Source organism: Cytobacillus firmus (assembly GCF_023612095.1).
Lineage (GTDB): Bacteria > Bacillota > Bacilli > Bacillales > Cytobacillaceae > Cytobacillus.
On record NZ_CP086235.1, the window covers coordinates 211,931 to 226,595 of the forward strand.

Here is a 14,665-nt window from a genome sequence, read left to right on the forward strand (position 1 = left end):
GCAAAAGAAAGAAAGGATGGGTGCAGTTTGGGCTATTATGATCAAGATCATCAGAACCGTTATAAAGGGCAAAAAGGCAACAAGGGCGGATACTTTCTGGCCAGCCTTGTTGGCATCATACTGGGGGCCATCCTGGTCGTGGTTGCAGTCCCAAAGCTTGCTGACTACGACGTGCTCCCTTATACGGTTGAACCGGATGAAAAGCTGCAGGATGAAGCAGCGGGAGACAACAATAATGCCAGGACTCAGAATGTCTCAGTCGATGTGACAACCGATGTAACCAAGGCGGTCGACAAAGCCGGGGATGCAGTTGTAAGCATTACGAACATCCAGACAGCCGGCTTCTGGTCGAATGAAGGAAATAAAGGAGGCGGACAGCCGGCCGGCACAGGTTCAGGCGTTATTTATAAGAAGGAAGGAAATACAGCCTTCATCGTCACAAACCACCATGTGGTCGAAGGTGCTCAGGAATTGGAAGTAAGCCTGGAGGATGGCACCAAGCTGCCGGCAAGACTGGTAGGCAGCGATATTTGGACAGATCTTGCCGTGCTTGAAGTAGAAGCAAAGGAAATCAAAACGGTAGCCGAATTCGGCGATTCAGACAAGCTGAAGCCAGGCGAGCCCGTCATTGCCATCGGAAACCCTCTCGGCCAGTTCTCCGGCTCAGTCACACAGGGAATCATCTCTGGACTGGAGCGTGCCATACCGGTTGATATTGACCAGAATGGAACAGTAGACTGGCAGGCAGAGGTTCTGCAGACAGATGCCGCGATCAACCCGGGTAACAGCGGCGGGGCACTGGTGAATATCAGCGGCCAGCTCATCGGCATCAACTCCATGAAAATCGCAGAGAGTGCTGTAGAAGGAATCGGATTGGCGATTCCGATTAACTACGCAAGACCAGTCATTGATGACCTCGAAAAGTTCGGAGAAGTAAAACGTCCATATATGGGCGTTCAGCTGGCATCAGTCAATGAAATTCCTGGCTACTACCAGCAGGAGGCACTGAAACTGCCGAAGGATGTAAAATCAGGTGTGGCCATCACATCTGTAGAACCGAACTCTCCAGCAGCACAGGCGGGACTGAAGGAAATGGATGTCATTGTCGAGATGGATGGACAGGAAATCAAAGACATCATCGAACTGCGCCAGCATCTCTATACGAAGAAATCAGTGGGTGACCAGATGAAGATTAAGTTTTACCGCGACGGCAAAACCCAGGAAGTAACGATGAAGCTGAGCGGCGAGACATTTTAATGAAATGGGAAAGCGATAATCGCTTTCCTGTTTTTTATTGTTTTGTTAGTATGAGATGTGGATAACTTAAATACATAACCGAAAATTAAAATTATCCACAATTCGGATAAAAAAACAGGCGGCCGGCCTAAAAAGGAGTTAGCTGAAATGATTTACTGCTGTGACGAACACGTTGATCTGGCAATAGATATAGTGGTGGACGAGTACGAAACATTCCCGCAATTAACAAAACTTGAAGGTGATAAAAAGTTATCAACAACCTGTGAATATTGTCAAAATAACGCAATATATGTTGTAGCGAACGAATGATCCCATACAACATGTGGATGAAAAATGTGGACATGTGGATAACTTCTGTGGATATCTTGTTTGTAAAGTGAGGACATGCTGTGAATATCTCAATTATTACGGTCGGAAAGCTAAAAGAAAAGTACCTGAAGCAAGGAATTGACGAATACCTGAAAAGACTGTCGGCCTACGCCAAAATGGACATCATTGAAGTCCCCGACGAAAAAGCCCCCGAAGAACTAAGCGAAACGGAAATGATGCAGGTCAAGCAAAAAGAAGGCGAGCGGATCCTGGCGAAGATCCATCCGGATGCCCATGTCATTGCATTGGCGATCGAAGGGAAGATGAAATCGTCAGAAGAACTCGCGGATACTCTTGATAAACTGGCTACATACGGAAAGAGCAAGATTGCGTTTGTCATAGGTGGATCTCTTGGGTTGAGCCAGGAGGTTTTGCAGCGGGCGGATGAGAAGCTGTCTTTTTCGAAGATGACGTTTCCGCATCAGTTGATGAAGCTGATCTTGCTGGAGCAGGTTTATCGGGCTTTTCGGATTAATCGGGGGGAACCGTATCATAAGTGAGGGTAAAATAGAAAGGGACTTCAACGTGTCCCTTATCTCTTTATCTGTTGAATTTTGTTTGTCCAAAGCTGATAAATCAACACTTTTATCATGAGCATAGCTTCCCATCTTTCTTATGAGGTCTTTTGACTTTTTTTTTACACCAACTGGGGTGAAATCAAAGTGAAGGTGAATTTTGGTTATTTGCCTTCCTTTTCTCGGAGATGGAGCCGCAGGAGTAATTTCTATTTCTTTAATAATCATCCGAAGGAGTTCTTTCTTTTCTTCACTATCTGCCTGATCTAATATGCTATCTAGATTTCTGACAAAGTGAAGCAGAGCCATTAAGTCGATTGGTTTACTTGTTGTATTTGCTAGCTTTTCTTCGGTGTCTTCTAGTTGCTGTTGGTATGAAAGTTTTGCTTGTTGCTGCTCTTTTAGTTTTTCAGTGAACATAGGCAATAGTTCAGGGTCTTTCATTAAGCTATCAGTAATATTAGCAATATACTTTTCACTTTTATTTATAGATGCTTCCAGGCGTTTCTTTTCATTCAATAGTGGTTCTTTAGCGTGCTCTCTTTCCTTATTCATTTTTTGAACTAATCGTTGGAGGAATTGAGACTCTGTGACAATACGTTTGAACTCTTGAAGAACCTGGCGCTCTGCGACATCTGCATTAATGCTATTGGAAGAGCATTCTGATGCTCCTTTATTATGAAAGGTACCGCATTTATAATATCGGTATGTTTTATTCGCACTTTTAGATTTTCCTGCTACCATTCCAGCACCGCACTGTGGGCAGCGAATAAGTTTCGTAAGGATATAAGGTTGGTCTGATTGCACAGCTTTATATGAACGTGCAGAACGCTTCTGCTGTACCCTTTCCCATAAGTCTTCAGAAATGATAGCTTCATGTTCACCGTCAACTATAATAGGCTCTTTGTTTTTACCCGACCGCCTCTTTTCCGACCAATTCTCATGTTGATTAAAGCGAATTTTCCCGATATAAACTGGATTATCCAAGATCACTTTCAATGTGCCGATAGAGAAGACGTTTCCTCTCTTTGTGGTGTACCCCTTGCGATTCACGATACCTACCATCTTTTTGTAACCGAATCCTTGGTCAGCATAAGCAAATATTTCTTTTACAATTTCGGCTTCCTCTTCATTAACCAATAGCTTCTTTTCTTTTGCGTCATATCCAAAACATTGTCCGCCATTCCATTTTCCTTCCTTAGCTCTTTGTGTCATCCCCATTTTTACCCGTCCTACAATTTGATCTCTCTCCATTTCAGCCAATGAGCTTAATACCGTATAAAACATCTTTCCATGTGGAGTCGTGGTGTCTATGTTTTCTGACAAACTTATGAGTTGCACGCCATGGCTACCTAAAGTTTCTACAATTTCGAGTGAATCCCGTGTTTTTCTAGCTAATCTGTCCAGCTTGTAAACAACGACTGCTTCAAATTTCTTTTGTTTGGCATCCTCTAATAAGCGCATCATTTGAGGGCGGCCATCTATACTCTTTCCGCTTTTTCCTTCATCGATATACTCCGAAATGATTGTCAGGTTATGTTTCTCTGCATACGAGCTTAATAAGTCCTTCTGGGCTTTAATACTATAGCCCTCAGTGGCTTGTTCTTCTGTACTAACACGTGCATAGATTACTGCATCTATCTTTTTTATCATTTTTCAATACCCTCCTATATAAAAATGGAAGCGGCTATTGCCGCTTCATTAGAGTAATTTAAAAAGGTGCTTTATGGGCTTTAAGTTGTTGAATGGAAACAATACTTCCATCAGGAAGGTAAGCATGTCTACAGCCATTCACAACATTACGAGGTTCTTCATCACTTAGTTCAGATAACCTCCATGGCTTCTCTTTTAACTCTCCATAAACGCCGAAGTAATCAAACTGATAATCCAATAAAGTGGAGTAGTTATTCCCTAAGACTCTTTCAAGATAGCGATGTAGTTTATCAATCTCCTGTAAAAGCTGCTCTCTATCCTTTCCTTGAGTGAACCTGACAGTATTAAGTAGAAAAAGGAGATAGTCCATTGAACCATCCAAGTCCTCAGTGATTTCTGGTGTTCCCCAATTAGGTAAGTTCAAAGTTAAATCCATTCTTTTTTCCTCCTGTTCTCTTCTCTTTCGATTTGATTTTTTACTCAGCGAATCTGCCTAGAAAAATAGCTATCCATCCTTTTCCCTTGCTACCTTTCCTTGTTCCCAATCTTGTATTGCTTTGGACATAAACTGCATGACTTGATTTAAGAAAGCCTCCTCATTATTGAGTTTGTTCTTTCGAACAGCTCCATTTACAGGAATTGCATTGTCGGTTGTTTTATTGTCATTCATTGCGCATTCCTCCTGATAATTTATCCATAGCTTTTAGCATTGAAGCCCATCTTTGTTTCCTTGCTCTTAATTTATAAAGGAAATACTCAAACTCTTCCTTTACTTCTTCGTATTCCAAAGGTGTTATTTGAAAACTCTCTTGTAAAGCATCGGTGTATTCGCTATTCAGAGAGGAAATCGTACAAGACAAATCTATTTGATATGCCTCCCTAAATAGTGGGCCCACGTCCAAACCAGAGTGATTTTGGCCGAAGATAGTAAACGGATAAGGTGATACATAATACTCATCAAAGAAAGCAATTATAGGAACATTGAAGTAATTGCTTAGCTTTTGTAACAAATCCAGATTTGGATTTTTAGTAAATCCAGACTCTAGTTTGGTTAGTACAGATGGACCTACATCAATGTCATTGGCTACTTTGGATACCGTGTATTGACCGTTATTCACCTCTGAAGCTTTATTTCGAATCCATTCAATCCGTTCATTTACACTTTTCATTGCTGCTAATTCCTTTAAATCAGTTTTAGTGGTTTGATAAGGCTTTCCTCTTTGCATAATTAGCACTCTCCTTTCGTTGTCTTTAATATAACATATCCTTTTCCATTTAGAAAAATAATATGCTCATAATTTTTCCGTTTGGATAAAATTTTATTGACTTTGGCTCTATTTAAGGATAAAACAGAATAAAGAGGATAAAGTGTAGCTGGAATGACCTGACACCAGCGTATTCAAAAAACTGGTAAGGTGAAATGAAGCCAACGTCGGAAAGTTCATTCGGTGCAGACATAATTTCATACTTGTGTCTGAAACGTCAGGAGGAAAAATGCAACGATGCCTCTGTATTAAGCGTACAAAAAGAAGTTGTGGGGGTTCAGTTTCTTCATATAAGTGGAGAGATGAAGCGAGCGGAGAAACGCACAGATCCAGCAAGTATAAAGTTGGTGAAGCAGGTGGGGCGCTGAAGTACCTGTTAAGCGTTTGTTTTTCTAAATCCTTTGTTTTAAAAGCAACAATGGGTTTATAAAGACATAGTCAGTATGAACACGATGATACGGATACCCAATCAAAAAGGAACGGGGAATTACTCATCCAAGGCTACTCTTTGTGTAGAAGTAGTTAGTCTATACACCTGCACAGGGAGTAGTGTGCACTCAGAGCCGTTTCCCATGAAACAGGAAATATAACTCTAGAAACGCTCACTTAAGCAGCCGAGCTCATAACAGCAACCATTCCTAGTAGATAGTTAATAGTGAGATTGGCCGCATCCAAGATACTACCTGCTAGCTGCACAGTCCGTAATTGATTTCAAGTACAAGTACCAGCGCCTATTGTGAAACAGTTACAGACGGAGGATACAGATAACAGGTGCCTGACCCCAACTATACTACCGCATTAAAGGGCTGAGGGTCAGGCCCCTTTTTTTGATTCTGAGGTTCGTTATGAACCATTTGTACCAATTGTAAGGTTAATAGTATTAAAACCAAGTGTTAATGTCTCTTTAGAATACTTGCAAATCGTACTAGAAGCATTAATTGAGACTGGAGTAGGTACTAGTATCAAACAATTAACAGTTCCGATGATATCGCCCAAATTAATTCCTATTCCCCCAAGAGAAGAACAAAATAGAATAGTAATGAAAGTAAAAAAGTTATTGGGAAAAATAAAAGAGTATGACATTAAGTATTCAGATATCAATTATCTAAATGAACTATTTCCAATAAATTTAGAAAGATCTATTCTACAGTATGCTTTGCAAGGAAAATTGGTTAAGCAAGATTTAAACGACGAACCTGCTCTACATCTTAAAGAAAAAATACAGTTAGAAAAAGAGCAACTGATCAAAGATAAAGTCATCAAGAAAGACATCCCTTTCTTACCTATTTCTGAAGAAGAAATACCTTTTGATATTCCTAGTACATGGGAGTGGGTACGTCTGGGCGAAATTTGCAGCATTAATCCTAGAAATTCCTATGATGATGAAATGGATGTAGGCTTTATACCTATGAAACTTATTGAAGACGGGATAGTTAACAAACATACAAATGAAATAAGAAAATGGAAGGAAATAAAAAAGGGATATACTCATTTTCAAGAAGAAGATATAGTCGTTGCCAAAATAACACCTTGTTTTGAAAATCAAAAGTCAGCAGTTATTAAGAACTTGCCTAATGGTATTGGAGCTGGAACTACTGAACTATTTGTATTTAGACCATATTCAAGAGGAATTGAACGAGAGTATTTACTTTATATATTTAAGAGTAGTGACTTTATTAATGGTGGAAAAAAAAGCTTCACGGGAACAGCCGGTCAACAACGAGTTTCAAAAAACTATATAGAAAATTATTTAATCCCTCTCCCTCCACATAAAGAACAAACAAGAATTGTCCAAGCAATAAAGGATATGATGGGGTTAAAAGAGAGGCTACAAAGCTAAAAATTTGAGATTATAAATGATAGATATTGTAAAGCTTAACTAGTTAAGTATAGTGACCTGTTTTTCTGTTTTTCTGATAGGGTATGTATGAGGCAGCAACATCAATTAAAGAGACAATACAGAGAGCCCTAGTTAATCATATTTATAGAAAATATGATTGCTAGAGTTTTCCAGATTAATGGGAAAGTTAAACGGAGAAGTTCTATTGATTTAAAGAGGAGAATAAATGAAGAGTATAGAATATATATACGACTGTTTTGACCCTAATGATTTAAAGGTGAAAAGTAATTTCGAAAGAAAAAGTGGAATAACTTCTAAAGATAAATTTAAGAAAGCGACTCACTTTAACTTAGCACATTTTACATCATCCATATTATTAGAAAGTATATTAGAAAAAGGATTACTTCCTAATTCAATAAGTAGAAAAGAAATTCAGGACAATTTAAGCACAGATCCAAATTGTGTTTATTTATCAGCTATTTACGATAGTAGCTATTTAAAGCGGGCAATTAAAGAGTTTGGTGGAGAAGGTATAATAATTATTGTAGAAGTTGAAAAAAATCTATTGGAGGCTGATGAGAATTCAATTTCCTATAATAGTGATCTAATCAGTACTCTTAAAGGTGAAGAATTGTTATATCATTCAATGTGCTTTTTGGGAGCATGTAAATATAAGGGTACTTTAAGCCCAAACAAAATTTTGGGTGTTTACAACCAAGAGGGAAAACAACTAAATGTAAATAAATGAGGATTAGAAGTATATAAATTTTATGTTTAGAAATAATGCTTACTAAAAGCTTATTAGGTATATTTTTTTCTATTTATTGCTTTAACATACATTTCCAAGGTAAAATGAAATTATAATTATAATTAGGAGGGGTGCTATGTTACAGTTTAAACTGTTTAAAGTGTATAATGGAGAGTCAACACTAGACAAGTTAGACGGTGAATTTCCAGATATGATCCGTTTTAGTAATAATGTAATTGGCATCCCTTATAATTATGGAATAAATGGGTATAGAAAAGTCCTTGAATCTGTAAAAAATCTCCCAATTAAACAATATATTATGACACCAGAAAAGTTTTTTAAAGTACTGAACTATAGTATTGAATTAGGGTATCATATTAATTCTTTAAATTTCCTGGAATCTGTACCACGAGAACATCAAGAAATAATTGCTCACTATAAACAGCAAATCAATGCTGAGACAGATCTAAGCAAGAAGCGGTCGATATCAAATAAATTTTTCAATGAATTAGATTGGATAATTACCGATGAAAGTATTGATATTAAAGAATTAAGTCTTAGAATTAAATCAGATACAACACCTGTTCATGTAGAAGTTGACCTTTATAACAATGGAGTACTTCTATTCGATAATGAAAGTATAAAAAGTCAAGTAGTAAATTTGATTAAAAGTATCGAGTAGGTGCACTAGTGATTAATATTTTTAATTTAAGAAAAAAGCTAATAAAGTTTTTAACGATAGGTAGTCCTATAATAGCTATAGGGCTTGTTTATTTTTTTCAGGTAGAACCTGTGAATCTACTAAAATCCTTACTTAATGATAAATTCTTTGATGCTATTACAAAGGATTTAACAGCTTTTATAATTAATCAAGCGATTATAGTATTTTTAATAAACTTAATATTGGAAATGTATCGGCACTTTGGTGTATTCTCAATCAGTGTAAAAAACAAAGACAGAAAAGACACTACTTATTTACCATTGGGGCAACATCAGCGCCGAAAAAAGATTGATATTGATTTGAAGGTCAATTTTAGAAGTTTAATAATAAAGTATATCTTCAGATATTTAGGGGGGTAAAATTATTTATTTACGTCCCACATTGGGTATCGTTAGAAGTGAGAAATAAAGAAAACTTTCCTCAAGATTCTTTTGATTTTTCTAATTATGAATTTATTTCTTTCTCATTGGACAAAGGAACTCAAACAAGATCTGCTAGTTCAAATATATATATAAGTGCAGAAATGTTATCGAATGCAACATCCTTTGTAGAAGGGGATTTAATATCAGAAATTAAACCTGCTTCTAATAAATGGTACTTGAGGCTAATTACATATATTTTGATATTTCTGTTATTTGAAATAGGAGAAAATCGACACAATATTATTTCTACAAGACCATAATTAAGGAGTGAATTAATAAATGAAAAGCTTTTCAATGTGGGAGTTCCCAGGTATTGAAAATTTAAATCAAGCATTTACCTTAATTAGAGACTATCAGCCACTGTCTACTGAAGAAAATTGGGATGACCATCCCTTAACTGCAAATATTCAACAAGTTGACGGATTTGATATTAATACCCCTGAAATTCTTGAGATAGAGGGTAACCAGATTAACTATGTAATTTTTGAGTGTTTTACTGAACGGTCAAGGAATCCTGAATTCTGGTTTAATACACAAGGTCAACTTAAACCTAGAGAAGAAAGAATAAATGTTTATCAAACAAAAGTTTTACTTTTTGAATATAACGGTGAAGTTAGAGGGATAGTTTTTACGGGGACAAGCCGGGCAAGAACTATTATCAAAGATTGTCTTCCAGAAGCGACTTGGGGAAATTCAGACCCAGTGAATATGGGGATAACTGAAGACTTACTGTACTGGTTATTTAGGAAATTTATAGACTTAAGAGAATCACCACTTTCCCCAGCTCACAACTTGTATGTTACAGCACTAAGGAGCTATACGGGAAAAACTAGAGATAATATTAACGCAATGAGAGGCAATGGTAAAAGAATCTCAACAATCTTAGGAACATTGGCATTCTTATTTAATAATGAAAATTTAAAAGCCGTCCGTCCACAACTTCAATACAATGGTGAAGTATTTTTAGTTGAGGTTAGTCTCACCGGTACCTGCAGAATTTGGGAAGAGGAGTACCAAGGTGTCTGGTTGAACCTTGATCAAGAACGCTTAACGAATAATATTGCTATATATACTTATGTAAAGCTATTACCAACTTTAATTGACTGTTACAGAGATAATATTACTCGTAGCACATGGTCTCCTCAGTTAAAAGTCGAATTTTTACAGAGGCTTGGAAATGAAATAAAAGATCAAGTCGAAGCAGAATTAACGCGTTTACAAGATGAAGCCCAAATAGAAGAGAGTAATGTCGAAGATGATGGCGTAGAGCCCCTAGATCTATTCGACATACCAGAAGAAGAAGACGAAGAATAGACTTAGGAGATCAGGAAGCTAAAACATCTACCTTCCTGATCTCCTTTATTTATTTTACCCTATCCAACGTTACGGTGAACCGTATCATAAGTGATTACAATAAAAAAGTGCCCAACCCCGACGCTATAAAGGGAAAAGGCACTTTTATTCTCTATCAATAACCCTCCCGATCCTCCGCCACTCTCAACACTCTTCCAGGCGAAACATCATTATAAATCCTTGCACGCTGCAGCCGCTCTTCAAAGTAAGCATTCAGCTCAGGATCCGAACAGAATACAAAACACCCTTTTTGCCCTCTAGTCATAAGGGTCCGGTAAGTATTGCGTATGATTTGGTCAGCTATTGCTTGAGCTTTTTCCGGGTCTTTTTTGGCAAGGGTTTTGATGCCTTTTAAGGATTGGTCTGTTTTGGCGCGTTTTGTGTAGTCAGTGATTACCTGGCCATTTTCATATCGCAAGTCGGGGCCAATGAGGACTCCAACATAATCGAATTCTAATCCTTGGGATGTATGAATGCACCCTGCTTCATTGACTGAATTTGGATCAATTGCCCAAATGCTATCTGAAAGATTCCAGCTTATTTCAAATTTATGTTCCGGAATGCTGATATCTTTGTGCTTCGTATCATAACGGCCGTCACTTGGCCATTCCCAGCAGTATCCTGCAAGCAATCGGGACTTATTATTAATTTTATTAAGTCTCTCAACTTCTTTTAGCATTTCATGCGGGTCATTGTAGATCCGAAAGTCATAATCCACTCCATAATAATGAGAGTTTGCTGTTTCTTTAATGTGGAGAACATCATCCAGCCAGGATATATAGGCATCTGAACCGTCACAGCGGAATTGGGATGTCAGTTGGCCAGTGATTAATTCAGCATTTGCTTCCTCTGCAAATTTCTTGATTAAATCGATGCTCCCTATATCTTTCAATGTTACCCTTTGGTTCTCATCGATGAAAAATAATGTGAATTTGGCAGCATTGATTAGCTCCTTAACCTGATTTTCTCCCTGATTTCCGTAAAATCCCGATTTTTCATTTAAACGGTGGGCTTCATCGACAATAATGACATCAAATTCATTTAAAGTGGATTCTGTAAAGCTGCCGGAGCCCTTAAATAAGTTATCAATTTCTGTTTTACGAATGGTACCTTTCAGTTTAGAGGCATACACATCTCTCGGGGCAGAGTTTTTGGAAACATATAGTGACATAAGCTCCTGGTTTATTAAGTTGACCAGCAGGTTGATCGCCATGACCGATTTACCGGTGCCAGGGCCCCCTTCAATGACCATCACTTGCTTCTTGTCATTTTTGACACATTCCAAGGCAAGATGAAGTGCTTCTTCATAAAATACCTTTTGCTCATCAATCATCACAAACTCTTCATTGCCTTTTAACATGCTTGTCAGGGAATCCTGCAAAGATTTAGAGGGTCGAATCCGGCCATGCTCAATTTGATAGATGAGCTGATGATGGTCGCCTTTTTTTACATATTTCTTTATGAAGTCCCTTAGATTTTGGATTTCCCCTTTTGTGAAAACAGGTGCTTTTTTGAGGTGCACCTGGTAATGATCATCTATTAAAGGATCATCCTCTATTTTTCTATAATTATGCAGGTAGGCACAGGGCTCTAGCTGTATTTGATTTTCTTGGACATTCTCATTGAAGTCATTAATGAGCGCTGCGTAGGACCAGGCCTGATAGGACGGGTGAGGCAGTGTATTCAGCCTCCCGCCAACGAATGTCTTCACGACGCCATCCTGTGAGGTTATTTTCTCAACCTCCGACCATTGTTTAAGCTCTACAATGACTACATGGTCCTGCTCCCCGCTGCTGCCGGCCACAATAAAGTCTACTCTCTTTGATGTATTAGGAATTTTAAACTCAATGGCCACACTGGCATCATGAGGAATCTCCTTGTCCTGCATGACATTGCACATTCTCTGCAGGGAATTTTCCCATGAGACAATTTCCTGCTTTGATGTACGTCCCACTTTTTCCTGATAGGACTGGTAAAGGCGTTCAACCAGCAGTTCATTTATTACATCGGATATGAATTCTGTTTTGGTAGCTTCATATATGATCATAGCCGGCTCCTTATATTCATTTATTGATTGGGTACTTTATTGCATTTTTCTCCATTTTTTTTAAAACTTCCTCTTCTAAGTCTATATCCATTTTATCGGCCAGCTGCAGCAGATAGATAAGGACATCTGCCATCTCTTCTTTAATATTCTCTGCTGATGACTCCAAAGCCTCTTCACTGCTTTTCCACTGAAAGTTTTCAAGAAGCTCATTGGCCTCAAGAGATATGGAAATGGCCAAGTCCTTCTCATTATGAAATGGCAGCCAGCCTCTCTCATCCCGAAACTGTGTGATTTTCTCTATCATTTTTTTCATAAAAGAACCTCCGGACACCATATTATTACATTTACTATTTTATCATTTTGGCTCTAATGAGCGGTGAAAGAAGCCTCTTTTAAAAGCACTTTTTACACTATTTTATGCCAAAGTTCCTATTCAATTAAATACCAGAGTCTATTAAGATGGGAATAGAAGAAAATGGAATTTATAATGCGGAGCTGATTCTGTTGAAGGTTTTAGAAGCAGATTCCCTGCTTGCAGGAATCGACGAGACGAGCAATCAATTATCCATCCTTAAAGATCAGATAAGTCAAGTTCAGGTATCCATCCAGGAGCTGGTGTCTCTTGAAGGTGCTTTTAAAGGGCAGGGCGGCCAGGCCATACGTGCGTTTTACCTGGATTGTCACCAGCCTTTCCTGCAATTCCTTGAAACCTGGATTGATGAGTATCAATCGTATTTAAAAAGTTTTATAGGTTCATTGAAAGCTCTTGAACCCTCCCCATCAGGCTTTATCCGCCAGGAATTTCTGGAGCATGAGCTCAAACAAGGGCTGAGAAACACTCTTCAGATCACTGCGGATCTCACACAGGAAGCGAATGACATCATTAAGTCTGTAAGCGATATTGTTGCGCTTCCGCCGCTGGAGGATGGCCGTTTTATCCAGGCAGCAAAGAGTGCCGAGGACTCAAGCCGCGAAACCGCTGAGAAATTGGAACACTTCGACCATCGGGAAACAGCTGCTCTGGACCCTCTCCTGCAAGATCTATCCCACATGAACCAATACATCCAAAAAATCGCGGGCATGTTCCAAAGCGGCAGCTTATCTCTGACGCAATACCAGCCTAAATCTCTCAACTGGAAGGAATTCCACGAGGAGATATCGAATCCCAATCCAGAAAGCGGGCAAGGTATTCTTCAGGATATAGCTGAAGGAGCTATTGGAGGGGCATCCAAAGCCGTAGGGGATACATGGGACGGGCTGAAGTCAACCTATGAGCTGGGGAGAACCATCATGGGCCCATTTAGTCCACTGTTTTTGGGAAGTGAGTTGCTGTTTAACCGTGACCAGCTGCTCGAAAATCAAAGGAATCACCAGGAATTTTATTTGGGAATTATAAATGACCCGATAGGAAAAGTGAGCCAGGCTCTGGATATGCCGAAATATATATGGTCAGCTGTTACCAGCGCATGGGAGCGGGATGTTGTAAATGGTGACGCCAAGAGCCGGACAGCCTTCTTTACCTATGGGCTGACTTCCCTTGGAATTGGTATTCTTGGAGATAAGGGGATCGGGAAAGCTGGAACCATTGCCAAGACGGTTCGTCAGGCTGGTAAAGGAGAGAAGGCACTTCCGATTTACACTCCGGTTCAGACACCGGCAGTGGCTGGAGGACTGGTTCAGGGGCCAGTGCCGTATAATGTTCTTTTTGATCCGTTGGCGAAGATTAAGACGGTGACTGATGATGTGTTTGGGGTTAAGGGTACGGGTAAATATCAAGTTGGAGCATATAAAGATATTAAAGGAGTAGAAGGACTTGATGCCCATCATGTAGGACAGAAGGCAGCAATGAAAAAATTAGTAGATAATTATGACTTAAATACGGCACCTGCAATTAATGTTCCAAAGGTGGGGCACACCATTAAAGGACCTAATGGAATAGTTTCTAGAAGTACAAAAGGAATAGATACTCCTAGACAGTTATTGGCAAGAGATATTAGGGAACTTAGAAGAGTCTATGATGACATACCGAATTCTACTTTAAAAGAACTTATAGAATTAAACAAAAAAATGTATCCAGAAATGAGGAAGTAAAATGAATGATATTTTTGTTAAATCACTTTATGAGACTATCGTTAAAGAGAACCTTCAACTATACAAGAACTTGTATGAAACAACGAATGTTACTTCTAAAACAGATGATTATTGGAAAAAAGCTATTGGTTTTTACGATAGTTTAACTGACGAAAATAAAGATACTTTAATGAGAATAATTGAACAAACCATGATTGATACAATTTCAAACATGCTAGGTGTAATTGATGGAAGCTCAACTTTAAATGATTGTCTGTTAGAACCGAAATTACTGCTTGATTCTAACGACACAGAAGGAGAACTACAGGATTTGTTTTTAGAATTCATAGAAGAAAGAGGTAGCAACAGCTAATTGTGAAAACAGGTGCCTGACCCCAACTATAC

Annotated in this window: 16 protein-coding genes and 1 pseudogene; 11 read left to right on the top strand and 6 right to left on the bottom strand. The window is 38.6% G+C overall.

The genetic code is table 11. The features are described 5' to 3' along the window. Nucleotides 1–27: 27 nt before the first annotated feature. The 3 genes from LLY41_RS01135 to rlmH all read left to right on the top strand — a co-directional run bounded on the left by LLY41_RS01135 (nucleotide 28) and on the right by rlmH (nucleotide 2,126). Nucleotides 28–1,257 (top strand): S1C family serine protease, encoded by a 1,230-nt coding sequence (locus LLY41_RS01135; protein WP_095245569.1) that lies wholly within the window; start codon nucleotides 28–30, stop codon nucleotides 1,255–1,257. Nucleotides 1,258–1,404: 147 nt separating this feature from the next. Then, nucleotides 1,405–1,566 carry a CxxH/CxxC protein gene (locus LLY41_RS01140; protein WP_304586683.1) on the top strand — a complete coding sequence of 54 codons (162 nt, stop codon included), beginning with the start codon at nucleotides 1,405–1,407 and terminating at the stop codon, nucleotides 1,564–1,566. 80 nt (nucleotides 1,567–1,646) lie between these two features. Next, a complete protein-coding gene (gene rlmH / locus LLY41_RS01145) occupies nucleotides 1,647–2,126 on the top strand; it encodes a 23S rRNA (pseudouridine(1915)-N(3))-methyltransferase RlmH (protein ID WP_304586684.1) in 480 nt (159 codons plus the stop codon). 630 nt (nucleotides 2,127–2,756) lie between these two features. Here the strand turns inward: rlmH and LLY41_RS01150 are convergent. The 4 genes and pseudogenes from LLY41_RS01150 to LLY41_RS01165 all read right to left on the bottom strand — a co-directional run. Beyond that, nucleotides 2,757–3,794, bottom strand: a pseudogene (locus LLY41_RS01150) (recombinase family protein); the annotation flags it as partial. Nucleotides 3,795–3,852: 58 nt separating this feature from the next. Continuing rightward, nucleotides 3,853–4,230 (bottom strand): hypothetical protein, encoded by a 378-nt coding sequence (locus LLY41_RS01155; RefSeq protein ID WP_304586685.1) that lies wholly within the window; start codon nucleotides 4,228–4,230, stop codon nucleotides 3,853–3,855. Nucleotides 4,231–4,299: 69 nt separating this feature from the next. Next, a complete protein-coding gene (locus tag LLY41_RS01160) occupies nucleotides 4,300–4,464 on the bottom strand; it encodes a hypothetical protein (RefSeq protein ID WP_304586686.1) in 165 nt (54 codons plus the stop codon). Beyond that, on the bottom strand, nucleotides 4,457–5,020 hold the full coding sequence (locus LLY41_RS01165) for a helix-turn-helix domain-containing protein (protein ID WP_304586687.1): 564 nt from the start codon (nucleotides 5,018–5,020) through the stop codon (nucleotides 4,457–4,459). Before LLY41_RS01165 ends, LLY41_RS01160 begins: the two co-directional genes overlap by 8 nt. Nucleotides 5,021–5,972: 952 nt before the next feature. On the opposite strand from LLY41_RS01165, the gene LLY41_RS01170 reads away from it, so the two are divergent. From LLY41_RS01170 to LLY41_RS01195, 6 genes are all read left to right on the top strand, one after another. Further along, the gene (locus LLY41_RS01170; protein WP_370460183.1) at nucleotides 5,973–6,899 is read left to right on the top strand and encodes a restriction endonuclease subunit S; all 927 of its coding nucleotides are present in this window, start codon (nucleotides 5,973–5,975) and stop codon (nucleotides 6,897–6,899) included. Between the two features lie 226 nt (nucleotides 6,900–7,125). Then, the gene (locus LLY41_RS01175; RefSeq protein ID WP_304586688.1) at nucleotides 7,126–7,647 is read left to right on the top strand and encodes a hypothetical protein; all 522 of its coding nucleotides are present in this window, start codon (nucleotides 7,126–7,128) and stop codon (nucleotides 7,645–7,647) included. A 136-nt stretch (nucleotides 7,648–7,783) separates the two neighbouring features. Further along, nucleotides 7,784–8,329: a hypothetical protein gene (locus LLY41_RS01180; protein ID WP_304586689.1), complete on the top strand. Its 546-nt coding sequence runs from the start codon at nucleotides 7,784–7,786 to the stop codon at nucleotides 8,327–8,329. 8 nt (nucleotides 8,330–8,337) lie between these two features. Beyond that, on the top strand, nucleotides 8,338–8,727 hold the full coding sequence (locus tag LLY41_RS01185; protein ID WP_304586690.1) for a hypothetical protein: 390 nt from the start codon (nucleotides 8,338–8,340) through the stop codon (nucleotides 8,725–8,727). Nucleotides 8,728–8,765: 38 nt separating this feature from the next. Continuing rightward, a complete protein-coding gene (locus LLY41_RS01190) occupies nucleotides 8,766–9,050 on the top strand; it encodes a hypothetical protein (protein ID WP_304586691.1) in 285 nt (94 codons plus the stop codon). A 19-nt stretch (nucleotides 9,051–9,069) separates the two neighbouring features. Further along, nucleotides 9,070–10,104 carry a hypothetical protein gene (locus LLY41_RS01195; protein ID WP_304586692.1) on the top strand — a complete coding sequence of 345 codons (1,035 nt, stop codon included), beginning with the start codon at nucleotides 9,070–9,072 and terminating at the stop codon, nucleotides 10,102–10,104. A 154-nt stretch (nucleotides 10,105–10,258) separates the two neighbouring features. Here LLY41_RS01195 and LLY41_RS01200 read toward each other — a convergent pair whose 3' ends face one another. Together LLY41_RS01200 and LLY41_RS01205 are read right to left on the bottom strand one after the other, a co-directional pair. Then, a complete protein-coding gene (locus LLY41_RS01200) occupies nucleotides 10,259–12,190 on the bottom strand; it encodes a DUF2075 domain-containing protein (RefSeq protein WP_304586693.1) in 1,932 nt (643 codons plus the stop codon). A 16-nt stretch (nucleotides 12,191–12,206) separates the two neighbouring features. Further along, nucleotides 12,207–12,503, bottom strand: a complete 297-nt coding sequence (locus tag LLY41_RS01205) for a nucleotide pyrophosphohydrolase (RefSeq protein ID WP_159345841.1) — start codon at nucleotides 12,501–12,503, stop codon at nucleotides 12,207–12,209. 146 nt (nucleotides 12,504–12,649) lie between these two features. Between LLY41_RS01205 and LLY41_RS01210 the strand changes: the two genes are divergently transcribed. Together LLY41_RS01210 and LLY41_RS01215 are read left to right on the top strand one after the other, a co-directional pair. Next, nucleotides 12,650–14,281, top strand: a complete 1,632-nt coding sequence (locus LLY41_RS01210) for a ribonuclease YeeF family protein (protein ID WP_304586694.1) — start codon at nucleotides 12,650–12,652, stop codon at nucleotides 14,279–14,281. A 1-nt stretch (nucleotide 14,282) separates the two neighbouring features. Next, on the top strand, nucleotides 14,283–14,633 hold the full coding sequence (locus tag LLY41_RS01215; RefSeq protein WP_304586695.1) for a transposase: 351 nt from the start codon (nucleotides 14,283–14,285) through the stop codon (nucleotides 14,631–14,633). The last annotated feature ends 32 nt before the right edge of the window (nucleotides 14,634–14,665 follow it).